General features: G+C 74.6%; 14 protein-coding genes. 10 read left to right on the top strand and 4 right to left on the bottom strand.

Annotation, left to right across the window (positions count from 1 at the left end):
• Positions 1–17 precede the first annotated feature (17 nt).
• Complete coding sequence (locus tag ABZY13_RS07495; RefSeq protein ID WP_356627930.1) at positions 18–1,649, bottom strand: AMP-binding protein; 1,632 nt, start codon at positions 1,647–1,649, stop codon at positions 18–20.
• Positions 1,650–1,977: 328 nt separating this feature from the next.
• Between ABZY13_RS07495 and ABZY13_RS07490 the strand changes: the two genes are divergently transcribed.
• From ABZY13_RS07490 to ABZY13_RS07470, 5 genes are all read left to right on the top strand, one after another.
• On the top strand, positions 1,978–5,202 hold the full coding sequence (locus tag ABZY13_RS07490) for an amino acid adenylation domain-containing protein (protein ID WP_356627929.1): 3,225 nt from the start codon (positions 1,978–1,980) through the stop codon (positions 5,200–5,202).
• On the top strand, positions 5,199–11,687 hold the full coding sequence (locus ABZY13_RS07485) for an amino acid adenylation domain-containing protein (RefSeq protein ID WP_356627928.1): 6,489 nt from the start codon (positions 5,199–5,201) through the stop codon (positions 11,685–11,687). Before ABZY13_RS07490 ends, ABZY13_RS07485 begins: the two co-directional genes overlap by 4 nt.
• Positions 11,688–11,939: 252 nt before the next feature.
• Complete coding sequence (gene gntD, locus ABZY13_RS07480) at positions 11,940–13,019, top strand: guanitoxin biosynthesis L-enduracididine beta-hydroxylase GntD (protein WP_356627927.1); 1,080 nt, start codon at positions 11,940–11,942, stop codon at positions 13,017–13,019.
• A 56-nt stretch (positions 13,020–13,075) separates the two neighbouring features.
• A complete protein-coding gene (locus tag ABZY13_RS07475) occupies positions 13,076–13,846 on the top strand; it encodes an SDR family oxidoreductase (protein ID WP_356627926.1) in 771 nt (256 codons plus the stop codon).
• A 79-nt stretch (positions 13,847–13,925) separates the two neighbouring features.
• Positions 13,926–15,152 carry a cytochrome P450 gene (locus tag ABZY13_RS07470; protein WP_356627925.1) on the top strand — a complete coding sequence of 409 codons (1,227 nt, stop codon included), beginning with the start codon at positions 13,926–13,928 and terminating at the stop codon, positions 15,150–15,152.
• Here ABZY13_RS07470 and ABZY13_RS07465 read toward each other — a convergent pair.
• Positions 15,139–15,927: an alpha/beta fold hydrolase gene (locus ABZY13_RS07465; protein WP_356627924.1), complete on the bottom strand. Its 789-nt coding sequence runs from the start codon at positions 15,925–15,927 to the stop codon at positions 15,139–15,141. The genes ABZY13_RS07470 and ABZY13_RS07465 overlap by 14 nt on opposite strands.
• Before the next feature lie 153 nt (positions 15,928–16,080).
• On the opposite strand from ABZY13_RS07465, the gene ABZY13_RS07460 reads away from it, so the two are divergent.
• Together ABZY13_RS07460 and ABZY13_RS07455 are read left to right on the top strand one after the other, a co-directional pair.
• Positions 16,081–16,425: an acyl carrier protein gene (locus ABZY13_RS07460; protein WP_356627923.1), complete on the top strand. Its 345-nt coding sequence runs from the start codon at positions 16,081–16,083 to the stop codon at positions 16,423–16,425.
• Positions 16,422–18,164 carry an acyl-CoA dehydrogenase family protein gene (locus ABZY13_RS07455; protein ID WP_356627922.1) on the top strand — a complete coding sequence of 581 codons (1,743 nt, stop codon included), beginning with the start codon at positions 16,422–16,424 and terminating at the stop codon, positions 18,162–18,164. Before ABZY13_RS07460 ends, ABZY13_RS07455 begins: the two co-directional genes overlap by 4 nt.
• Positions 18,165–18,329: 165 nt before the next feature.
• On the opposite strand, the gene ABZY13_RS07450 is transcribed toward ABZY13_RS07455, so the two are convergent.
• On the bottom strand, positions 18,330–19,694 hold the full coding sequence (locus ABZY13_RS07450; RefSeq protein WP_356627921.1) for a helix-turn-helix domain-containing protein: 1,365 nt from the start codon (positions 19,692–19,694) through the stop codon (positions 18,330–18,332).
• Positions 19,695–19,931: 237 nt separating this feature from the next.
• Positions 19,932–20,567 (bottom strand): 4'-phosphopantetheinyl transferase superfamily protein, encoded by a 636-nt coding sequence (locus ABZY13_RS07445; protein WP_356627920.1) that lies wholly within the window; start codon positions 20,565–20,567, stop codon positions 19,932–19,934.
• Between the two features lie 146 nt (positions 20,568–20,713).
• Here ABZY13_RS07445 and ABZY13_RS07440 point away from each other — a divergent pair, with 146 nt between their 5' ends.
• The 3 genes from ABZY13_RS07440 (at position 20,714) to ABZY13_RS07430 (ending at position 24,371) form a co-directional block, all read left to right on the top strand.
• The gene (locus ABZY13_RS07440; protein ID WP_356627919.1) at positions 20,714–21,679 is read left to right on the top strand and encodes a helix-turn-helix transcriptional regulator; all 966 of its coding nucleotides are present in this window, start codon (positions 20,714–20,716) and stop codon (positions 21,677–21,679) included.
• Positions 21,680–21,858: 179 nt separating this feature from the next.
• Entirely contained in the window at positions 21,859–23,310 is a 1,452-nt protein-coding gene (locus tag ABZY13_RS07435) for an MFS transporter (RefSeq protein ID WP_356627918.1), read from the top strand.
• A gap of 32 nt (positions 23,311–23,342) precedes the next feature.
• A complete protein-coding gene (locus ABZY13_RS07430) occupies positions 23,343–24,371 on the top strand; it encodes a 3-oxoacyl-[acyl-carrier-protein] synthase III C-terminal domain-containing protein (protein ID WP_356627917.1) in 1,029 nt (342 codons plus the stop codon).
• The last annotated feature ends 8 nt before the right edge of the window (positions 24,372–24,379 follow it).

Raw genomic sequence — 24,379 nt, 5'->3', positions numbered from 1 at the left:
CGGGGCGGGCCCGGTGGTCATCCCTCGGGCGTCAGGGGCCGGGTCGCGTCGGCGAACCAGCCCGCGCAGACGGCCTTCCAGATGACCCGGCGGCGGGGCTTGCCGCTGGTGGTGACGGCGATGCCGCCGCGCGGCACCTCCAGGGCGAGCAGTTCGGCGTCGCCCAGCCACTCCGACAGCACCTCGTGGGCGATGGCGTGCCAGCCCTCTTGGACGCCCGCGAAGACGGCCACGCCGGTCGGCGCGCCGTCGCGGACGCCGAGCAGCACGGCGACCCGGCGTTCGGGGATGCCCCGCTGGTGCAGCAGGGTCTCCAGGCTCTCGGCGAACACCATCTTGCCGTTGACCTTCAGCCCGTCGCCGAGCCGTCCGATCACGAACAGCTGGCCGTCGCGCACGAAGCCCGCGTCGCCGGTCTCGAGCCGGTCGCCGAGGCTGGTGCCGGAGGCGGTGCCGGCGTCGCCGACGTAGCCGGAGGCGATGGAGACGCCGCTGACGACGATCTCCCCGACCTGGCCGTCCGGCAGTTCCTCGCCGTCCTCGGAGACGATGGCGACCCTGCGGTCCTCCAGCGGCCCGCCGCAGCCGACCACCGCCGTCCCGGCGAGCGCGGCGGCGTCGCCGTCGTAGGGCTCCCCGGTCGTCCAGCCCGCGCCGGGGGCGAGGCCGGTGACGGCGAGGGTCGCCTCGGCGCTGCCGTAGGCGGGCAGCAGCGCGCCGCGGTCGAGGCCGTGCGGGCCGAGCAGGGCGTGGAAGTCGAGCAGCACCTGCGGGTCGATCCGCTCCGCGCCGATGATGACGCACCGCAGCGAGGAGAAGTCCAGGCCCTCCAGGTCGGCGGGCCGCACGCGGCGCAGGATGTACGACAGGCCGAAGTTGGGCATGGCCGTCATGACGATGCGCTGCTCGCTGATGTGCTTGAGGTAGCGCAGCGGCGAGCGGATGAAGTCGTCGGGCTGGAGCATGTGCCCGTCGAAGCCGGTGACGACGACGTTGAGCAGGAAGCCGACCAGGCCCATGTCGTGGTGGACGGGCAGCCAGCTGATCGCCGGGTACTCGGGGGCGCAGCCGAGCCAGCGGCGCATGCCGGTGAGGTTGGTGCGCAGGGCCTCGGCGGAGATGCGCACGCCGCGCGAGAAGCCGCTGGACCCGGAGGTGAACTGCACCAGCGCCGTCTCGGGCAGCGGGTGGGGGCGCTCCAACGGCTGCGCCCCTTCGACGAGTTCGTCGAAGACGACCGGCTCGGGGACGTCGGCGGCGGCAGAGATCTTGCGGATCCGCTCCAGCGACTCGTCGTCGCAGACCGTGATCCTGGGCCGCACGGTGCCGAAGAGGTGGGTGGCGTGCTTCTCGTAGTCGTCGGCCTTCTGGAAGGCGAACGGCGGCGCGATGGTGCACGGGGTCGCGCCGGCGGCGAGCGCGCCGAAGAACGTGGCGACGAAGCCGGGGCCCGAGCGCTGCACCAGCGCTACAACGTCACCGCTCTCGACGCCGTTCGCGCGCAGTGCGGCGGCGGTCCTCAGCACCAGGTCCCGCAGGTCCCGGTAGGACCAGAAGTCCCAGCCGTCGCCGCGCTTCGCGTAGTACAGGCCCCGCTCGGCGGACGCCTCGTCCAGCCAGTCGAGCAGGCCCCGGTCCGGGATTGCCAACGTCCTCGTCCTCCGGTGTGTCGGGCGTCAGGAAAGGTCCGCGGTCGCGGCGGGGCCCGCGCACGGGCGGGCGCCGCGCCCGGTGCCTGCCAGCCTTGGCGGGGCGGACGGGCGGCGCCAGGCAGGGACACCGGTAACTCGGCCACGGGGGGCGGCAGTTCCACCAGCAACATCGATTGCCGGTCGGTTGCCTGGTGACCGCCGCGGCGGCCGTGCAGCATCGAGCGGGGTTCCAGCTCCCGATCCGCCCCTGACGACGCGGACGGTCACGCATGCACGGAAGGCCTCGGAAGTCCCCCGGAAGTCCACGAGAGCGGTTACGAACCTGATGACATCACGCGACGCCGACGCCGGTCTGCTTCCCGACACCGGCCCGCTTCCGCTGACCGCCGCCCAGCGCGGGGTGTTCCACGCCCAGAGCCTCGACCCGAAGAACCCGGCCTTCAACACGGTGGCCGTCATGGAGGTCCGGGGACCGCTGGACGGGGATCTGCTCAGCCGTGCGATCCGCCGGTCGGAGGCGGAGAGCGGCACCTTCGACGTCGAGTTCGCCGAGGGACCGGAGGGCGTGTTCCAGCGGCCGCTGCCGCCGGGCCGCTCCTCGTTCGAGGAGCTGGACCTGACGGGCGAGGACGACCCGTTCGCGGTGGCGCGGGAGCTGGTGGACCGCGACCGGAGCACCCCGCTGGACCTGACGCGGGACACCCTGTCCGCGCACTTCCTGATGCGCGTGGGACCCGACCATCACCTGTGGTACCAGCGCAGCCACCACATCCTGTCCGACGCGTTCGGCTCGGTGCTGCACTCGCGCCGCATCGCCGCCCACTACGAGGCGCTGGCCGCGGGCGCCGAGGCCGCGGGCGAGCCGCTCGGCGCGCTGCGGGACCTGCTCGCCGAGGAGGCGGAGTACCGGGCGTCGGCGGACTACACCGCGGACCGGGACTACTGGAACGGCGTCCTGGAGGACCGGCCCGAGACGGTGAGCCTCGCCCCCGGCATTCCCACCGGCGCGGCCCCCTCGGCGCTGCGCGAGCAGGCGCGGCTGTCGGCCGGTGAGCTGACCGCGCTGCACGCGGCGGGCCGTGCGGCGCGTGCGCCGTGGACGGTGGCGCTGCTGGCGGCCGTCGCCGCGTACCTGCACGGCATGACCGGCGCCGAGGACCTCACGATCGGCGTCCCGGTCACCGCCCGCCTCGGCGCCCGCTCCCGGAACACGCCCGGCATGCTGTCCAACCAGCTGCCGCTGCGGCTGGCCGTGCGCCCCGCCGAGGGCCGCCTCGACCTGGTCCGCCAGGTGGGGCGCCGGCTCGGCGAGCTGCTCACCCGCCAGCGCTACCCGTACGACGAACTCCGCCGCGACCTGCGCCTGCTGGGCTCGGGCGAGCAACTGTACGGCGTGCTGGTCAACATCATGCCCGCCGGTTCGGAGACGGCGTTCACCGGACGCGAGGCGACCCTGACCACGCTGTCCGGCGGCCCGGTGACCGACCTCAACATCACCTGCCACCCGGAGCCCGACGGCACCGGCGCGCGCGTCGACTTCGAGGCCAATCCGGACCGCTACACGCCCGAGGAACTCGCCGCGCACCGGCGCAGGTTCACCGCGTTCCTCGCCCGGTTCCTCGCCGCGCCGGGCGACCTGCCGCTCGGCCGGCTCGAGGTGGCGGGGCCCGAGGAGCGGGAGCGGGTGCTCGCGGCCGGCACGGGCGCGGGCGGGGTGGTGCCGCGCACCTTCCCGGAGCTGTTCGCGGAGCAGGTCCGGCGCGCCCCGGACGCCCTGGCGGTGCTCTCCCCCGCCGGCGCCCTGGACTACGCGGGCCTGGACGCGCGCGCGAACCGGCTGGCGCGGGCGCTGCTGGCGCGCGGTGCGGGGCCCGAGCGGCTGGTGGCCGTGGCGCTGCCGCGCGGCGCCGACGCCCTGGCCGCCGTGGTGGCCGTCCTGAAGTCGGGCGCGGCCTATCTGCCGGTGGACCTCGGCTATCCGCGGGCCCGGCTGACCGCCATGCTCGACGACACCCGGCCGCTGCTGATGCTCACCACGAGCGAGGCGGACGACCCGGGCCTCGCGCCCGGCGTGCCCCGTCTGCACCTGGACCTGGAGGCGCTGGACGGCTTCCCGGAGACGGACGTCGAGGACGCCGAGCGCCCCGCGCCGCTGCGCACCGGGCACCCGGCGTACGTCATCTACACCTCGGGCTCGACCGGCCGCCCCAAGGGCGTCGTCGTCCCGCACACCGGTCTCGCCGCCCTGGTCGCGCACCAGCGCGCGCAGCTGGACCTGGCGCCGGGCACGCGCGTGCTCCAGTTCGCCTCGCCCAGCTTCGACGCCTCGGTGTGGGAGCTGTGCACGGCGCTGCTCACCGGCGCCGCCGCGGTGACCGCCCCGGCCGAACGGCTGGCGCCGGGACGGCCGCTGGCCGACCTGGTCGCCGAACTCGGCGTCACCTGCCTGCTGCTGGCGCCCTCCGCGCTGGCGGCGATGCCGGCCGACGCCCTGCCCGAGGGCGTCAATCTGGTCGTCGGCGCGGAGGCGTGCTCGCCGGAGCTGGTCGCGCGCTGGTCGCCGGGCCGGCACATGGTCAACGCGTACGGGCCCACCGAGTCGACGGTGATCGCCACCCAGACGGGCCCGCTGTCCGGACGGATCGTTCCTCCGATGGGCCGCGCCGTGCCGGGCACCCGGGTGCGGCTGCTGGACGCGGCCCTGCGCCCAGTGCCGCCCGGCGTGCCCGGCGAGGTGTACCTCAGCGGCGACGGCCTGGCCCGTGGCTACCTGGGCCGTCCCGGCACCACCGCGCAGCGCTTCGTCGCCGACCCGTTCGGCGCGCCCGGCGCCCGCATGTACCGCACCGGCGACCTGGCCCGGTGGAGCGCCGACGGCGAACTGGTCTACCTGGGCCGCGCCGACGACCAGGTCAAGGTGCGCGGCTTCCGCATCGAGCCAGGCGAGGTCGAGGGCGTGCTGACCGGCGCGCCGGGCGTGGGCGGGGCGGTGGTCGTCGCCCGCGAGGTGCGGCCCGGGACGAGGCTGCTGGTGGCCTACGTCGTCCCCGCCCCGGACGCCGCGACGGCCCCCGACCCGGTCGCGCTGCGCGCCTTCGCCGAGGAGCGGCTGCCCGGCTACCTGGTCCCGGCGGCGGTGACCGTGCTGGAGGCCTTCCCGCGCACGCCGGGCGGCAAGGTGGACGTCAAGGCGCTGCCGGAGCCGCGGTTCGAGACCGCGACCGCCTACCGGGCGCCGTCCACCGAGCGCGAGCGGATCCTGCACGAGGTGTTCACCGAGGTGCTGGGCCTGCCGCGGATCGGCGTCGACGACAGCTTCTTCGACCTCGGCGGCGACTCCATCACCGCGACCCGGCTGGCGGCCCGCGCGCACGGCGCCGGTCTGCTGCTCACCGCCAAGGACGTCTTCGGTCACAAAACCATCGCACGGCTCGCCGAGGCGGCCCGGGACACCGACCCGCAGGCCGCGCTGCCGAGCGCCGAGAGCCTGGTGCGGCTCGACGCGGACGAACTCGACGAGCTCGAAGCCCAGTGGGGGACAACACTGTGAGACAGACATCCCTGGAAGCGGTGCTGCCGCTCACGCCGTTGCAGCAGGGCATCCTCTTCCACGCCCTCTTCGACGAGGGCGGCAGAAAGGACGCGGCGACCGCGGCGGGCACCGCGAACGCGGCGGATTCCGCCGGGCGGAGCGTCGACTTCTACACCGTGCAGACGCCGCTGGAGCTGACCGGGGCGCTCGACGTGGAGGTGCTGCGCCGCTCCTGCGCCGCGCTGCCCGCCCGCCACCCGAGCCTGCGGGCCGGGTTCCTGCGCCGGCGTTCCGGCGAGGCGGTGCAGGCGATCGCCCGGTCCGTCGAACCCGCCTGGGAGGAGGTCGACTTCTCCGGCTTCGACGCCGAGGAGCAGGGGCCGCGCCTGGCGGGCCTGCTCGCGGGCGACCGGGCGCGGCGCTTCGACATGACGAAGCCGCCGCTGCTGCGTTTCACCCTGGTCCGGCTCGCGCCCGAGCGGCACGTCCTGGTGCTCACCAACCACCACATCCTGCTGGACGGCTGGTCGCTGCCGCTGGTCCTGGCCGACCTGTTCCGCATCTACCGGGACGGCGGCACGGCGGACGGGCTGGAGCCCGCGGTCCCGTTCGGGGACTACCTGGGCTGGCTGGCCGCCCAGGACCGGGACGAGGCCGAGCGGGCCTGGCGCTCCGCGCTGACGGGCCTCGACGGGCCGACGCTGGTGGCCCAGGGGGCGGCGGCGGACGCCGCGGACCGGGGGCAGCAGCGGGCGGTCGCCGAGCTGTCCGAGGCCGACACCGAGCGGCTGACCCGCGCGGCCCGGTCGCGCGAACTCACCCTCAACACGGTGGTCCAGGGCGCCTGGGCGCTGCTCCTGACCCTGCTGACGGGCCGTCAGGACGTGGTGTTCGGCAACACGGTCGCCGGGCGTCCGCCGCAGCTGCCGGGCAGCGAGCGCATGGTGGGACTGATGATGAACACCGTGCCCGCCCGGGTGCGGATCGACCCCGCCGAGCCGGTCGCGGACCTGCTGGCGCGCGTCCAGGCGGAGCAGTCGGCGCTCACCCGCCACGAGTACCTGGGCCTGGCCGACATCCACCGCGCGGCCGGCGTCACCGAACTCTTCGACACCACCGTCGCGTTCGAGAACGTCCCCGTCGAGAGCGCCGTCCGGGGCGCGGAGGTGCCCGGCCTGTCCGCGGGCATCCTGCGCGACATCGCCGACGGCGACACGGACGCCTTCGAGGGCACCCACTACCCGCTGAGCCTCGCCGTCCACCCCGGCGAGCGGCTGCGGCTGGAGCTCAACCACCGCGCGGACGTGTACGACACCGACGCCGCGGCGGAGGTGCTGCGGCTGCTGTGCGGGCTGCTGCGCGACATCGCCGAGCGTCCCGAACTGCCCGCGGGCCGGCTGCCGGTGCGCTTCCCCGCCGAGCGGGAGGAGATCGTACGGCGCACCGGTGGCCGTACCGTGGCACGCCCCGCGCAGACGCTGCCGGAGGTGTTCGAGGCGCAGGTGCGGGCCACCCCGGACGCGGTCGCCGTGAGCGACGGCAGGACCGGGCTGACCTTCGCCCGGCTCAACGCCGAGGCCAACCGGCTCGCCCGGCTGCTGGTCGCCGAGGGCGCGGGCCCCGGCACGCTGGTCGGGGTGGCCCTGCCGCGCACGACGGACGCGGTGGTGGCGATCCTCGCGGTGCTGAAGTCGGGCGCCGGCTATCTGCCCATCGACGTCGAGTACCCGGCGGAGCGCATCGCCGCGATCTGCGCGGAGGCGGCGCCCGTCCTGGTCCTGGCGGCCTCGCAGGCCGCGCCCGCCCTGTCCGCGCGAACGCTCCTCCTGGACCGGGCGGAGCTGCCCGACGACGCCCGCGACCTCACCGACGCCGACCGCCCGGCCCCGCTGCGGCCGGCCCATCCGGCGTACGTGATCTACACGTCGGGGTCGACGGGCCGCCCCAAGGGCGTCGTGGTGGAGCACCGGAACCTGGTCAACATGTTCCACAGCCACCGGGTGAACTTCTTCGAGCCCGAGCGGGAGCGCCTGGGCGGGCGGGCGCTGCGCGCCGCCCTCACCAACTCCCTCGGCTTCGACGCCTCGTGGAGCCAGCTGCTGTGGATGGTCGGCGGGCACGAGCTGCTCCTCGTGGACGACACCGTCCGCAAGGACGCCCTCGCGCTGGCCGCGCTGGTCGCCGCCGCGGCCGTCGACGTGGTCGACACCACGCCGTCGGTGGCCCGGCAGATGCTCGCGGCCGGCATGTTCGGCCCCGCCGACGGGCGGCACCGCGTCGGCGTGCTCGCGCTGGGCGGCGAGGAGGTCGCCGCCGACCTGTGGGAGCGGCTGCACGAGACGCCGGGCCTGTCGGTCTACAACCTCTACGGCCCCGCCGAGTGCACGGTCGACGCCATGCTGTGGCACGGCGGCGCGACGGCGGGCCCCGCGATCGGCACCCCCGCCGACAACACCCGCGTGTACCTGCTCGACGCGTTCCTGCGGCCGGTGCCGGACGGGGTCGTGGGCGAGCTGTACATCGCCGGCGACGGCGTGGCGCGCGGCTATCTGGGCCGTCCGGGGCTGACCGCGGAGCGGTTCGTCGCCGACGTGTTCGGGGAGCCGGGCGCGCGCATGTACCGCACCGGCGACCTGGGCTGCCGCCGGCCCGACGGCGTGGTGGAGTACCGGGGCCGCTCCGACTTCCAGGTGAAGATCCGCGGACACCGCATCGAACTGGGCGAGATCGAGGCCGCGCTCGCCGCGGACCCGTCGGTGGCGGAGGCGGTCGCGGCGGTCTCCGCCGACGCCAAGGGCGTGCAGCGCGTCGTGGGCTACGTGCGTGCCGCCGAGGGCGCCGAGGTGCGGCCCGAGGACCTGCGCGCGTCCGTCGCCGGGCGGCTGCCGGCGTACATGGTCCCGGCGCTGGTCATGGCCGTGGACGCCTTCCCCCTCACGCCCAACGGCAAGGTCGACCGCAAGGCCCTGCCGGAGCCGCGGTTCCGGGCGACGAGCGTCTACCGGGCGCCGTCCACCGAACGCGAACGGGTGCTGCACGAGGTGTTCGCCGACGTGCTCGGCCGGGAGCGGGTCGGCGTCGACGACAGCTTCTTCGACCTCGGCGGCGACTCGATCATCGCCATGCAGCTCGCGGCCCGCGCCCACCGCGCCGGGCTCGCCGTGGGCGCCCGCGACGTCTTCGTCCACAAGACGATCGCCCGGCTCGCACAGGCCGCCCGCGACGTCGTGGAGCAGCCCGCCGAGGCGGCCGCGCCGACCGGGCCGCTGCTCGACCTCACCGAGGCGGAGCGGGCCGAACTGGACGCGCTGGGACGGCCGTTCGCCGAGGCGCTGCCGCTGACGCCGCTCCAGCAGGGCATGCACTTCCACGCGATGCTCGCCGCCGACGGCGTCGACGTCTACACCGCCCAGGCCCCCGTCCGGCTCGCCGGCCGCCTCTCCCCCGCCGTGCTGCGCACCGCGTTCGAGTCGGTCCTGGCCCGCCACACGGCGCTGCGCGTGTCGTTCGCCCTGCTCGGCTCGGGCCGTCTGGTCCAGGTCGTGCACGAGGACGTACGGGTGCCCTGGCGGGAGGTCGACGTCTCGGCGCTGGGCGAGGCCGAACGCGACGCCCGCATCGCCGAGTTGCTGGCCGACGAGCGGGTGCGCCGCTTCGACCTGGCCGAGCCGCCGCTGCTGCGGGTCACGCTGGTCCGGATCGCCGACGACGACCACCTCCTCGTCGTCTCGCACCATCACGCCCTGCTCGACGGCTGGTCGCTGCCGCTGTTCTTCCGCGACCTGTTCGCCTGCTACGCCCGCGGCGGCGCCGCCCCCGACGCGGCGCCCGCGCAGTTCACCGACTTCCTGCGCTGGCTCGACGGGCAGGACGCGGACGCGGCGGCGCGGGCCTGGAACGAGGCGCTCGCCGGGTTCGAGGAGCCGACACTGGTCGCCCCCGACGCGGAGGCCGCCACCGCGACCGTGCCGCACCTGGTGACCGAGGCCCTAGACCCGCAGCGCACCGCCGAACTGGCCGCCGCCGCCCGCGCCGCGGGCCTGACCCTCAACACCCTGCTCCAGGGCGCCTGGGCCGTCGTGCTGGGCGGACTGCTGGGCCGCGACGACGTGGTGTTCGGCGCGACCACCGCCGCCCGCCCGCCGGAGCTGACCGGCTCCGGCGACATCGTCGGCCTGCTGATGAACACCGTCCCGGTCCGGGTCCGGCTCGACCCGTCCCGTCCGCTGGACGCGCTGCTCACCGACGTGCAGAACCAGCAGGCCGGGCTGCGCCCCTACCAGCACATCGGCCTGACCGAGGTGCAGCGCTCCCTCGGCCTCGGCGAACTCTTCGACACCGTCCTGGACTTCGCCAGCACGCCCTTCGACGGCTCGGCGATCCAGCAGCAGGTACCGGGCCTGACGATGTCGGTGGACGGCGAGCCCGTCCCCGGCGCCTCGCACTACCCGCTGAACCTGGTCGTGGTGCCGGGCGAGCGGCTGAGCCTCGAACTCAGCTACCGCGCGGACCTGTTCACCGAGGAGGCGGGCGCGGCCCTGCTCACCCGGGTCCGCCGGGTCCTGGAGGGCTTCCTGGCCGCGCCCTCCGCGCCGCTGGGCCGGCTCGACCTGCTGACGGACACGGAGCACGAACTGCTGCGCGCCGCCGCCGAGGGGCCGGCCGCCCCGGAGCCGAGCACCTTCCCGGCGCTGTTCGAGGAGCGGGTCCGGGCCCGTCCCGACGCGCTCGCCGTGCTCGACGGCGAGCTGCGGCTGACGTACGCCGAACTCAACGAGGGGGCGAACCGGCTGGCCCGGGCGCTGGTCGAGCGGGGCGTCGGCCCGGAGGACGTCGTCGGGGTGGCGCTGCCGAAGTCGGCGCGGTCGGTCCTCGCGGTCCTCGCGGTGCTCAAGGCCGGCGCCGCCTATCTGCCGCTGGACCTCAACTATCCGCTGGAGCGGCTGCGGCACATCCTCGGCGACGCCCGCCCCACCCTGGTCCTCACCACGACCGGGGCGACCGGGCAGCTCGCGGAGGCGGGCGCCCGGCGGACCATGTGCCTCGACCTGGAGAGCGCCGACGCGTACGACGGCGGGAACCTGACCGACGCCGACCGGAGGGCGCCGCTGCGGCCCGCCCACGGCGCGTACCTGATCCACACCTCGGGTTCCACCGGCCGCCCCAAGGGCGTGCTGGTCCCGCACCTGGGCATCGCCGCCCTGGCCGCCCAGCAGCGCGCCGGGCTCGCCCTGCGCCCGGACGAGCGGGTGCTGCTGTTCGCCTCGCCCAGCTTCGACGCCTCCGTGTGGGAGCTGGCCACCGCCCTGCTCACCGGCGCCTGCGCGGTCACCGCGCCCGCGGACGAGCTGCTGCCCGGCCCGGCGCTCGCGGCCACGGTCGCCCGGCACGGCGTGACCGCGCTGCTGCTGCCGCCCTCGTCGCTCGCGGTGATGCCCGAGGACGGGCTGCCGCCCGGGGTCACCCTGGTCGTCGGCGCCGAGGCGTGCCCGCCCGACCTGGTCGAGCGCTGGTCGGCGGGCCGCCGCATGGTCAACGCCTACGGTCCGACCGAGGCCACCGTCATGGCCACGATGAGCCGTCCGCTGCGGGGCCGGGTCCGGCCGCCGCTCGGCGAACCCGTCGCCGGCGCCCGGGTGTACCTGCTCGACGACGCGCTGCGGCCGGTCCCGGCCGGGGCGCCGGGCGAGCTGTACCTGGCCGGGGACGGGCTCGCGCGCGGCTATCTGCGCCGGCCCGGCGCGACGGCCGAGCGGTTCGTCGCCGACCCGTTCGGGCCGCCCGGATCACGCATGTACCGCACCGGCGACCTGGCCCGCCGCACGGCCGACGGCTCCCTGGAGTACCTGGGCCGGGCGGACCACCAGGTCAAGGTGCGCGGCTTCCGCATCGAGCCGGGCGAGATCGAGGCGGTGCTCGCCGAGGACCCGGCGGTCGCACAGGCCGTGGTCGTCGTGCGCGAGGACCGGCCGGGGCACCGGCAGCTCGTGGCGTACGCGGCCGGCGTCGCGGACGCCCGCCCGGAGCCCGCGGCGCTGCGGCTGCGGGTCGCCGACGCGCTGCCCGACCACATGGTGCCCGCCGCCGTCGTCGTGCTGGACCGGCTGCCGCTCACGCCGAGCGGCAAGCTCGACCCGGCCGCCCTGCCCGCGCCCGACTACTCCGCCGCCAGTGAGAGCCGGGCCCCGCGCACCGAGCGCGAGGAGCGGCTGTGCGCCCTGTTCGCCGAGGCGCTCGGCGTGGAGCGGGTCGGCATCGACGACAGCTTCTTCGACCTGGGCGGCGACTCGATCGTCTCGATCCGGCTGGTCACCCTGGCTCGCGAGGCCGGTCTCGACCTCGCCCCGCGGGACGTGTTCACCCACAAGACCGTGGCCGCGCTCGCGGTGGCGGTCAAGGAGCTCTCCCCCGCCCCCGGCGCGGACCCGGCCGGGGAAGAGGAGGAGCCGCTGATCCAGCTGGACGCCGCCGAGCTGGACCGGTTCGCGGAGGACTGGCGCTAGCCGTCGGCTCCGCCGCACCACCCGCCGTACCACCCCGGCGACGCACCACCGCACCACCACGGCACCACGAGCACCACACCGCACAACCGCACCACCGCACGACCACTGGACCGCATCACCGGCCGGGACCCTGCTCGGCCGGTCCAGTGCGCACGACACGCGGTCCGGCCGCACCGACGAGGCGCGGCGCGGATCGCACAGGACCGAACGACGGACGACCCGAGCGGTCACGACCCGGTGAGGACACCGACCATGACAACCACCCTTCCGACTGTCGACGCCTTCCGCCGGGACGCGGCCGACTCCCCGGCGCCCTGCCTCGACTCCCCCGTCGAGTACCGCCTCGACGCCGACGAGGTCGCCGAACTGCGGTCCGCCGCCGAGAAGCTGGGCGAGGTCCACGGCGCCCCGAGCCTGCCCGAGTTCTACGACCGCGCTCTGGCCGCCGAGGAGTTGCTGCCCGCCGGACTGCGCACCTTCCTGCTGACGTACCGCAGGAGCGAGCGCAACGCCGCCTGCCTGGTGCACGGCTTCCCGGTGGACGACGCCGAGCTGGGCCCGACGCCGGGCCACTGGCGGGAGGCGATCCACGGCGACAGCGCCCGCCCGCAGGAGCTGTGGCTGGCACTGTGCGGCATGGCGCTCGGCGACCCGTTCGGCTGGGTGACGCTCCAGGAGGGGCGGATCATCCAGAACATCCTGCCGATCCGGGGCGACGAGGACCGGCAGAGCGGCTACGGCAGCGACGCGCTGCTGGAGTTCCACACCGAGGACGGCTTCCACCCCAACCGCTGCGACTACCTGCTGCTGTTCGGGCTGCGCAACCCCGACGCGGTGCCGACGATCGTGGCGTCCGTGCGCGACACCCGGCTCGACGACCACGACCGGGCGGTGCTCGCCGAGGAGCGCTTCCACATCCGCCCCGACACCGAGCACATCCGCCAGCTGGAGACCTACCACCCCGACCACCCGGCGCTGCCCCGGTTGCGCGAGATGGCCGCGAACCCGGTGCCCACCGCCGTCCTGTCCGGCGACCGGACCAGCCCGTACCTGCGGATCGACCGGCCGTTCATGGACGCGCTGCCCGGCGACACCGAGGCGGAGGCGGCGCTCGACCGGCTCATGGCCGAGCTCCAGCGCGTGCAGCAGGACATCGCGGTCGGCCCGGGTTCGATGCTGATCGTCGACAACTACCGCGCGGTGCACGGCCGCCGGCCCTTCACCGCCCGCTACGACGGCAGCGACCGCTGGCTGAAGAAGCTCACCGTCAGCCGCAACCTGCGGCGCAACTTCAGCGGGTACGCCCTCGGCAGCCCGCGCGTCATCGTCTGACCGGCCGTACCGAGCACCGCCGTCGTCACCCGCAGCTGAAAGGCAGGCAGCACCTCATGCGCACCGTCATCGTGTCCGGCGCGTCCAGCGGAATCGGGCACGCCACCGCCGAGCGCTTCGCCCGCGCCGGCGACTACGTCGTCAACCTCGACGTGCAGCCCCCGGCGCCGGACACGGCGACGGGACCGCGCGAGGGCGGCGGCGAGGTCCACTGGGTGAAGCTGGACGTCTCCGACTGGGACGGCGTGCGCGACGCCGTCGACCGGGTGGCCGCCGAGCGGGGCCGCCTGGACGTCGTCGTCGCCAACGCCGGCATCAGCGTCCGCCACGGCATCCTGGAGATCACCGAGGCCGAGGCCCGGCGCACCCTCGACGTCAACCTGATGGGCGTCCTCGCCCTGTGGCGGCACTCCGTCCCGCACATGCTGCGCGCCGGCGCGGGCGTGCTGCTGGCCACCGCCTCGGTCAACGGCTCCCGCGGCTACCCGCTGTACGCCGACTACAACGCCAGCAAGGCCGGCGTGACGTCGCTGTGCCAGACGTTCGCCGTGGAGCTGGCCCCGCTGATCCGCACCGCGTGCGTGGCGCCCGGCGCGGTGCTCACGCCGATGCAGCGGGCCGAGTACACCGACGCCATGCTCGACGAGGTCAACGAGCGCATTCCGGCCCGCCGGCACGCCTCGCCCGAGGAGATCGCCGACGTGTTCCACTTCCTGGCCTCGCCGCAGGCGTCGTTCGTCTCGGGCCAGCAGTTCACCGTGGACGGCGCGGAGACCGCCGGGGCGACCACGGCGTTCTTCCCGGGCCCGACCGAACCCGTCGGCTGACCGGCCGCCCCGCCCCTGCGCAGCACCCCCTTCGCACCCGATCTTCCCTACCGCACCACCGAGTCCGAGGACTACGACCATGACGACCCGCCCCGTGCTCGATCCGGGAACGCTCGACGCGGTGGATCTCGCCGATCCGCTGCTGCACGCCGGCCACGACCTGGGGCCGCTGTGGCGCAGGCTGCGCACCGAGGCGCCGGTGCACTGGCAGCCGGAGGGGCCGAGCGGGCCCGGGTTCTGGGTGGTGACCGGTTACGCCGACGTGGTGTCGGTGCTCAGCGACAACGAGACCTTCACCTCCGAGCGGGGCAACGTGCTCGACACCCTGCTCGCCGGCGGCGACTCGGCGGCCGGGAAGATGCTCGCCGTGACCGACGGCGGCCCGCACAAGGCGCTGCGCAGCGCGCTGCTGAAGCCGTTCTCGCCGCGGTCGCTGGACGTCGTGGTGGACAGCGTGCGGCGCGGCACCCGGCGGCTGGTCGAGGAGGCGGTCGAGCGGGGCACGGTCGACTTCGCCGCCGACGTCGCCGCGCACATCCCGCTCGCCGCGATCTGCGACCTGCTCGGCGTGCCGGCCGCCGACCGGCAGCACATCATCTCCCTGACGTCGGGGGCGCTGTCGTCGGCGGACGGCGTGCCCGACGAGGAGGCGACCTGGTCGGCCCGCAACGGGCTGCTGCTGTACTTCTCCGAACTGGCCGCCGACCGGCGCAAGAAGCCGTACGACGACGTGGTCAGCCTGCTGGTGACGCGGGAGATCGACGGGCGCCCGCTGACGCACGAGGAGATCGTCTTCAACTGCTACAGCATCATCATGGGCGGCCACGAGACGACCCGTTTCGCCATGGTGGGCGGGCTGCACGCGCTGATGCACCGGCCGGACCAGTGGGCCGCCCTCACGTCCGGGGCGGCGGCCGTCTCCACGGCGGTGGAGGAGGTGCTGCGCTGGACCACGCCGGCCCTGCACAGCGGGCGCACCGCGACGCAGGACGTGCTGCTGGGCGATCAGTTCGTGGAGGAGGGCGACATCGTCACGACCTGGATGGCCTCGGCCAACCGGGACGAGCGGGTCTTCGAGGACCCGGACGTCTTCGACCTGTCCCGCACGCCCAACAAGCACGTGTCGTTCGCGCACGGGCCGCACTTCTGTCTGGGCGCCTTCCTGGCCCGGGCCGAGCTGTCGGCGCTGCTGGAGAGCCTGCGGGAGCTGGTCGCGGTCGCCGAGCCGGCCGGCGAACCGCGCTACGTCTACTCCAACTTCCTCAGCGGCCTGTCGGCCCTGCCGGTCACGCTCAAGGCCGCGTAAGCGCCGTCACGCCGAGCCGTTCCAGTTCGTCGAGGACCGCCGTCAGCGTCGCCTCCGGATGCGCCTGCGGGTAGGAGTGCCCGCCGGGCACCACCCGCGTCCGGGGCGGCGCTGCCGTCGTGTACGCCTCCCAGGGTTCCACCTGCGCCCGGGTCGCCACGCTGTCGTCGGCGCCGGCGAACGCGACGAGCGGGCAGCGCACCGGCGCGGGCCCGTCGAGCAGGTAGCGCTCGGCGAGTTCGAGGTCCGCGCGCACGGGGTGCAGCAGCATGTCCAGGAACTCCGGGTATTCCAGGAGCTGATCGGGCAGGCCGCCGTGCTCGCGCAGCCAGGCGACCAGCCGGGTGCGGTCTCTGCCGGTCAGCGGCTCGCGGGCGAGCGGCACGTGCGGGGCGCGCGATCCGGACACCAGCAGCGCCTCGGGGCCGCGCAGCCCGTCCTCCCGTTCGATGCGCCGGGTCAGCTCAAAGGCGACGACCGCGCCGAAGCTGTGCCCGAACAGCACGTAGGGCAGGCCGAGTTCGCCGCGCAGGCCGTTCAGCAGGGCCTCGGTCAGCGAGTCGAGGGAGTCCGGCACGGGCTCGTCGATGCGGGATCCGCGGCCCGGCAGCTCCACCGGGGCCAGCTCGACCCCCTCCGGCAGGAACGGCCGCCAGCCGCCGAAGGACGCCGAACTGCCGCCGGCCTGCGGCAGGCACAGCAGCCTCAGCCGCGGCCGGCCGACGGCGTACCGGGCGCTGATCCACTGCGTGGTCACGGGGTCGGGTGCACTCATGCCGGACAGCGTTACCGGCCCGGACCCACCACGGCCAGGCAGCGCGGCGGCAGTTTCGGCGGAAGCAACACCCCCGCCGGGCGGGCGAGTTGCCGAGAGCTTGCCGGGCCGGTTACCTGGGGCGGCCGTACGATCCTCCCTACCGTCGGCGTCATGACTGACACCCCTGCCGCAAGCTCCACCGAAGCCGTCGCGCCCGTGATCCTCGGGATGGTCCGGCTGATCGCCCCGCGCAAGCCCGAGGCCGTCGACCCGGGCGACCGTCTCATCGGCGACCTCGGTTTCCACTCCCTCGTCCTCGCCGAGCTCGGCTACAACCTGGAGGACCTGTACGGTCTGCGGTCGCTGACGCCGGAGGAGGCCATGAAGCTGGAGCGCGTCAGCGACGTGATCGACTGGGTGGGCACCGAGGTGGCGGCCGGCCGCGCCGAGCTGCCCGCCGAGGAGGAGGTCACGCTCCTCTTCGCCCGCTACGGCCTCGACGACACCGCGGCATGACCGGGCGCGCCTTCGACCGGCCCTCCTACGGGCTGGCCGCCGAGCTGGACGAACTGCTCGGCGACCCCGCCTCGGGGAGCGGCCCGTTCTCCTTCGCCCGGATCGTCGAGCACGAGGAGCGGGGCGAGCTGCCGCCGGGCGCGGTGGAGCAGCTGCGCGAGTGGGGATTCGCCCGCTTTCTGGTGCCGGAGGCCTTCGGCGGCGGGCTGCGGAACCTGGAGCAGCTGTTCCTGATCACACGGGTGCTGGCGCGCCGGAACCTGACGGTGTCGGTGATGTTCGGTTCGGCGCTGCTCGGGGTCAACCCGGTGTGGCTGTGGGGCGACGAGGAGCAGCGGGCGCGGGTCGCCGAGGGCATGCTCGGCGGCGACCTGGCGTGCTTCGCGGTGTCGGAGCCGGACCACGGCAGCGACCTCGGCACCAACGAGGCGGTCGCGGTGCCGGACGGGGACGACTACCTCCTCAGCGGCGAGAAGTGGCCGGTCGGCAATGCCACGCGGGGCCGGTTCCTCACCGTGTACGCCAACGTCCAGGGCGTGGGCTCGTCGCTGCTGCTGCTCGACAAGTCCCGGCTGGACGAGTCGACGTGGACCAACCATCCCTTCGTGCGCACGGTCGGCCTGCGCGGGCACGACCTGAGCGGGATCGTCTTCCAGGGCACGCGGGTGCCGCGGGGGTCGCTGCTCGGACGGCCCGGCGGGGGTCTGCCCGGCATCCTCCAGGTGCTCCAGATCACGCGCACGGCGATCGGCGCGCTGTCGATGGGCACGATGGACTCGGTGCTGCGGATCGCGCTGCGGCACGCGCGGGAGCGGGTGCTGTACGGGCGGGAGATCTACCACATCCCGGTCATCCGGCGGCACCTGGTCCGTTCCCATCTGGACCTGCTCGTCGCCGAGTGCACGGCGGTCCCGGTGACGCGGTCGCTGTCGGTGGCGCCGTCGCGGCTGAGCCTGTGGTCGTCGGTGGTGAAGTACCTGGTGCCGACGCTGGGCGAGGAGGTCGTCGCGGAGGCCGGGCGGGTGCTGGGCGCCCGGAGCTATCTGCGCGAGGGCGTGGCCGACGGCGCCTTCCAGAAGCTGCAGCGCGACCACGCGATCGCGAGCATCTTCGAGGGCACGACGCACGTCAACCTGCACAGCATCGCCTCGCAGCTGCCCGCGGTGGCGCGGGTCGCCGACCGGCCGGCGCGCGAGGGCAACACGGTGCTGCGCGCGCTGTTCGACTGGTCCGAGGAGGCGCCCGTGTGGGAGCCGTCGGGCCGGGCGCTGCGGCTGACCAACGCCAGCGAGGACGAGATCACCCGCGGCTGGGAGCCCGCCGTGGCGCGGGCCCGGCTGATCGCCGAGCGGGAGCTGCCGACGGCGGAGGCGGTCGCGCTCAGCCGGGTGCTGGACGAACTGTCCACCCGCCGCACGGCGTTCTACGCGGTGATCGCGACGGGCGAGCTGGACGCGGGCACGGCCGAGGCGCAGGACGTGGCGGTGGAGCACTGCTTCCACCACGCGGCGGCCTCGTGCCTGTACACGTGGCTGTACTCCTTCGAGGAGGAGCGTACGACGCCCCTGGGCACGGCATGGGTGATCCTGGCGCTCCAGCGGGTGCTGTCCCGCCTCCAGCCGGGCGTGGAACTGGACGAGTCGCTGCTGCCGCGCCTGGAGTCACTGATGCTGTCCTGCCTGGACGGCCCCGACCACTTCTCGCTGGACGCGGTGAAGGCGGCCTGCCGGGCGGGGTGACGGGTGTGCGGGGCGTGTCGGGCCACGGGCCGCCGGCCGGCGGCCCGTGGCGTCCGAACCGACGGACCGTGGCCCGGCCGGCGGGGCCCGCGGCCCGCCGGCCGGGGCGTCCCCCGGGCCGAACGAGCCCGACCGGCGGACGCCTCACCGTCGGATCACGTCGGGTCAGGCCACGTCGACCGGGTGGCCGGACCTCGTCGTCGGGGCCGAGCCGACCAGGTCCTCGTCCGGGGACGGGGAGTGGGTGGCGTCGCCGGAGCGGGTGGCCGTGCGGGTGACGACGTGACGGACGAGAGCGTGGATGCGGTACTCGTAACGGCCCTGACGGTTCGTCTGGACGAGCGAGGCGTCGGCCAGTTCGGCCAGCAGATGCGCTACGCGCGTCATCTCGCGGTCTCGGTCGGGCCGGGTGGCGAGCACGTCGTCCAGGGAGAAGCCGTCGGGCAGCGTGACCAGGTCGTGCAGCAGCGCCCGGTGCGGGGCGGGCAAAAGGTCGTAGCTCCACCGCACGCTGCCGGACAGGGTCCGGTGCGCGCTCAGGCCGCCCGCGTCGACCTGGTCGAGCAGCTGGAACAGCGTCTCCTCGCGCAGCAGCGAGGTCAGCGGCAGCGACCGCAGGCGCTGCGCGGCGATCTCGATGGCCAGCGGCACCCCGTCGAGGAGCCGGCACAGCGCGGTGACCTGCTCCATGTGCTGTGCGAGATCCAGCGTCGGCAGGCAGGCCTGGACCCGGCGGAGCAGCAGCTCCACGGCGCTCGGCACGGCGTCCCGGCCCGGGGCGTCGTCGACGGCGAGCGGCTGGACCTCCCAGCTCTCGGCCGCGCCGGCGGCCAGCGCCCGGCGGGAGGTGACGAGCAGATGCAGTCCGGGATGCCGGTCGAGCAGTTGACGGGCGAGGCGCGCGGTCTGCCGTATCACCCGCTCGGCGGCGTCCAGCACCAGCAGCCGACGGGTCGCGGTTCCCGGCTCGCCGACCAGGTCCCTGGTGATGCGGGCGAGTTCGGCCTGCGCGCGGGCCGGGTCCAGATGCTCCGGCGTGCAGTCGTGCAGTTCGGCGACGGCGACGCCGTCCGGGAACAGCGGGCGCAGCCGGGCCGCCGCCGCGAGCGCGAGCCGGGTCTTGCCCACGCCGCCGGGCCCGGTGAGCACGACCAGCCGGCTGCGCTGCGCGCTGGCGAGAATGTGCCGCATGTCGGCCTGCCGGCCCACCAGCGGGTCGCCGAGCGGCCGGGGCCCGTGCCAGGGGGACGGCGTCCCCGCGCCGTCCCCCGGCGTCTGGGTGCGCTGCTCCGGAATGCCCGGCATGAGCGGCCAGCCGGCGCCGCTCCAGGGCGCCGCGTCCGCGGGCGCCGCGCCGAGGGCACTGAGCAGCAATTCGACCGAAACCCGACGCGGATTGGTGTTGGTGCCGGTTTCGAGATTGCGGATCGTCCGGACGCTGACGCCGGAGCGCTCCGAGAGCTCCTCCTGCGTCCATCCGGAGATTTTCCGCCGATTGAGCAGAAACTCACGCAGTTGGTGAATGTCCATTCTGCCGTAGGAAGTGAACTCATCCTGAATCACCATTGACAGAATCCCCCTTGGAAATGAAACACACAGGCCGCCGCATGATCACCCCGTGGCGGCGGACACGACGTGGTCCTCCGCCGTGTCAACACCGCCATGCCCCATGTTTTGGCCAAGACCGGACCCTACTCGACCGAAGAACCGAACGGGAGTTCCGCCCCTTACAGGAAGACGCCACCTGACCGCTTCCTGCCAGATTCCCTACACCAGGCACACCGCCGCCAGAAGGTACCCGGAACGCGCCGTCCAACGGCCCCGGAAGCCCCCGGACCCGTCCGGCGGATCGCCCCGGAACGTACCGTCGGGAGCCAACCTGACCCGAAAGTCATTAAATCCGAAACGACTTCCCAGCCGTGGCGAAAACGCCTTGTAGGAAGCCTCTTTCGCGCAGAACAGCAGGCGGTCCCGTGGCACGTCGGACGCGGTCCAAACGTCGTCTTCCAGCCACTGTGCGGCGGCGCTCGGCACGATCCGCGCGGCGACCGCGGCGGGCAGCGGCGCGGCCGGTTCCGCGTCGATCCCGAGCGCCGTGACGTCCGACGCGCGGGCCACGGCGGCGGCGCGGTAACCGCGGCAGTGCGTCATGCTCCCGACGACGCCCTCGGGCCAGCGCGGCGCGCCCGACGCGTCCGGGAGCAGCGGGCCCACCGGCGCGCCGAGCCGCCGAAGCGCCCGGCGCGCGCACCCGCGCACGGTCGTGAACTCCCGCCGCCGCTCCGCCACCACGCCCTCCACCAGCGCCTCTTCGGCGGCGAACAGCGCGATCGACGCCTCCGGCCCGTCGTCCCCGTACGCCTCCCGGGCCTCGACGCCCGGCGGCACGAGATCGCCGATCATGCCGGGACTTCGCAGGAAATAAGGGCGTTCGACACCCGCCGAACCGGAGGGACTTCTGCTTGATCCGCGAACTTCATGTGAGGATGATGCGCGAGATCCGGGGAGTGACGGGACCACGGGGGTGCTCCATGTTGCACAGACTAGGGTTGGACGACCTGAGCGATGCGGTGTACAAGCAGCTCATCGCCGGGCGGTACCGGAGCGCGGACGACCTGGCCGACCACCTGGGCGTCACCGCGGACGACATACGGCCGGCCCTGGACCGCCTGGCCAAGCTGGAGCTGATCCGGCCCGCGCCCGACGGCGTCGGCGAGCCGGTCGACCCCCGTCTCGGCCTCAAACAGCTGCTGCTGCGGCAGATGTCCGGGATCGACGAGCGGCTGCGCGAGTTCGAGGAGGACCGCGCCGCCGTCATGGCACTGATCGACGAGTACACCGAGGCGCGTCCCGGCGCCGGGGAGGTGCCCGGCACCTCGTACGTCACCGGCCGCGAGGCGGTCGCCGAGGAGCTGCGTGAGCTGTCCGGCCGGGCCGGCGCCGAGTGGCTGGCGTTCGTGCCGGACGGTTCGCCGTCCGTGAGCTGGCTGGAACAGCTCCAGGTGCTCCAGCGGCGGGCCGGCGCCCGTGGCGTGGACACCCGTACCGTCACCACGGACAGCATCCGCGGCGACACCCGGGCCGGGCTGCGCGCCGCCTGGGAGGCCGAGCCGCACAACCGGGTGCGCACGGTGCCGTCGCTGCCGGTGCACCTGCTCGTCGTCGACCGCTCCCGGGCGCTGCTGCCCGCCGATCCCGCCGACCCCTGGCACAGCGTCCTGCACTTCACGGCGCCCGGCGCGGTCGAGGCGCTGACCTCGCTGTTCGAGAGCGTGTGGGAGGGCGCCGTGCCCCTCGGCGCCGCCGCTCCCACGGTGGACGAGCACGGACTGAGCCCGCGCGAGAAGGAGTTGCTGCGGCTGCTGGCGCGCGGCCTGAACGACGACGCCATCCGCCGGCGGCTCGGCGTCTCGCTGCGCACGGTGCGCAGGATCGTCGCCGAGCTGTGCGTGCGGCTGGGCGCGGCGAGCCGTTTCGAGGCGGGTTACCAGGCAGCCAAGCGCGGCTGGATCTGAGGCCCGGCCGGCCCCCGGGCCCGGTCCGTGCCGAGCGGCAACTTTCTCCCCCGGAGTTGCCGGTGCGCTGCCTGGCCGGGCCGGTGACGCATCGACCAGCATGCTCGTCGGGATCCGAGGCGCCGCCCCGGACCGGTGAGCACACGAGCGAGCACACGAGCGACGGGGGACGCACGACGATGGAGCGGTCACGTCCCGAGGGCTCCCCCGCGGAAGACGCCCCCGAGGAGGACACCCCCGCGCGGCCCGCGGGCGAGGAGACCTCCCCCGGTGAGGCCACCGCCACGGAGCCCACCGCCGCCGGCGCCCCCGCCGGGCAGTCCAAGCTCCCGTCCCTGTGGCGCAGCCGCGACTACGTCTACTGGTGGACCGGGGAAGGGCTGAACCAGCTCGGCACCAGCGTGTCCACGCTCGCCTTCCCGCTGCTGATGCTCTACGCGACCGGCTCCGCCGCGCAGGCCGGCACCATCACCGTGCTGCACATGCTCGGCAGGCTCGCCACCCTCGTCGTGGGCGGCGCGCTGGCCGACCGCGTCTCCCGGCGCGCCCTGCTGTGCCTGGCCGCGCTGGCCGAGGCCGTGTCGATGGGCGCCGTCGCCTGGCTGGTGTACCGGGGCGACCCGCCGGTGCTCGCACTGGACGCGCTCGCGCTGGCCGGCGGGCTCGCGGCCGGGCTGAGGTCGGGCGTCACCGCGCCGGTGATCCGGCGGATCGTGCCCAAGGAGCAGGTCGCCGACGCCACCGCCCAGGGCATGGGCCGCGACATGCTCGCCCAGCTCCTCGGCGCCCCGCTCGGCGGCCTGCTGTACGCGACGGCCCGCTGGGTGCCGTTCCTGTTCGACGCGATCACCTTCCTGTTCATCGCCCTGTCCTCGCTGCTGATCCGCCGCCCGCTCGGCCCCGACCGCACGCCCGGGAAGGAGCGGCGGCCCGGTCTGGCCGCCGACGTCCGTGCCGGGCTGCGCATGATCCGCCGCAGCGACTACCTGGTCTTCACGCTGGCCTGGGGCGCGCTGCTGAACACCGTGGCGCAGGGCTTCATGCTGCTGTTCGTCGTCATCGTGAACCACCGCGGCGGCAGCCCCACCACCATCGGCGTCGTCACCTCGCTCGCCGTCACCGGCGGCGTGCTCGGCGCGGTCGCCGGGCCGGCGCTGATGCGGCGCATCGGCGCCCGGCGGGTGCTGCTGCTGTCCGCGTGGCTGTTCACGGCGTCCTTCGCCGCCGTCGCCCTGGTCCCCCGGCCCTGGCACATCGGGCTCGTGATGCTGATCGGCATGACCAGCATGGTCCCGATGAACATCGTCACCGAGTCCTACGAGGTCCGGCTGGTTCCCGACGCCTATCTGGGCCGGGTGGCGTCGACGGGCCAGTTCTGCTTCCAGGCCGTGCAGTGGACCGGCCCGCTGGCCGCCGGCTTCCTCGCCGACGCGGTGGGCGTGGAGCGCGCGGTGCTGATCCTGGCCGCCGCGATGGCCGTCCTGGCGCTGGTCCTGCACGCCGGGCGTCGCCAACTGGCGCTGTTGGACACGCCGTTGGAGGAGGTCCAGGAGCTGGCCGAGCCGGCGCAGCCCGCGGAGCCGGACCCCGAACCCGTCCTCACCCACCCGTCGAAGGGCCGGGCGGGCTGATCCACCCCGTTCAGCAGTGAAGGGACCACCACATGGCCACGTCAGTGGAGCCGGGCATCGTCGCGACGGGCATGGCCTTCGGCGAGCGGTACGGCGTGCGCGAGACCGCGGCCGGCTACGTTCCCGATCCCGAGACGGTCGTCGCCCTCGGCTACGAGACCTACCACCGCGTCGCCGAGGGCGTCACCGCGACCGACCTCGCGGCCGCGGCCGCCCGTGAGGCCCTGGAGAACGCGGACCTGACCATCGGGGACGTCGACCTGATCGTCGTCGGCAACTCCGACGTGCCCGACTACCTGGGCTGGGACCCCTCCGCCGCCGTGGCCCGGGCGCTCGGCGCACACGGCACGCCCACCGTGCTGTTCACCCAGGCGTGCGCCGCCTGGTCGCCGGCGCTGGACCACGCGGCGGGCGCGATGGCCCTCTCCCCCGACGTGGAGACCGTGCTGCTGGTCATGGTCAACGTGCTGAGCGAGGCGCACAGCAACCGCATGGACTTCAACGGCTGCGTCGCCAGCGACGGGGCCGTGGCGGCCGTCGTGCGGCGCGGGCACCCGAGGCTGCGCCGGCTGTCCTCCGCCCAGTTCACCAACCCCGAGTACGCGGACCTGTTCCGCATCGAGTTCGGCGGGGCCGCCAGCCCGCTGCCGCCGCCCGGCCGGGGGCTGAAGGACGTCAGTCCGATGGCCTCGGTCTACCGGCACTTCGGCCGGGACCCCGAGCGCTTCCAGGCGTTCATGAAGGAGCTCAGCCGCCGGCTGGCGGACGTCGTCGACGAGGCGCTGGCCCGCGCCGGACGCGACCGCGGCGAGCTGGCCCGGGTCATCCACATCAACGACAGCCAGCCGACGTTCCGCGCGGTCGCCGACGCGGTCGGCATGCCCCTGGACCGCACCAACGCCGCACTGGCCCGCGGCCTCGGCCACATGGGCGCCGCCGATCAACTGGTCTGCCTGTGGCGGCACATCGAGAACGGCGAACTGGCGCTCGGGGACCTGGTGGCGCTCACCGGCGTCGCCTCCCCCGGCATGCACTGGTTCTGCACGATCGTCGAAGTGTGAGGCGGCGG

The sequence above is a fragment of the Streptomyces sp. NPDC006610 genome (genome assembly GCF_040611575.1).
In the GTDB taxonomy this organism is placed as follows: Bacteria; Actinomycetota; Actinomycetes; order Streptomycetales; family Streptomycetaceae; genus Streptomyces.
The sequence above is the reverse complement of the archived record's forward strand: the minus strand, read 5'-3'. Positions and strand labels throughout refer to the sequence as shown.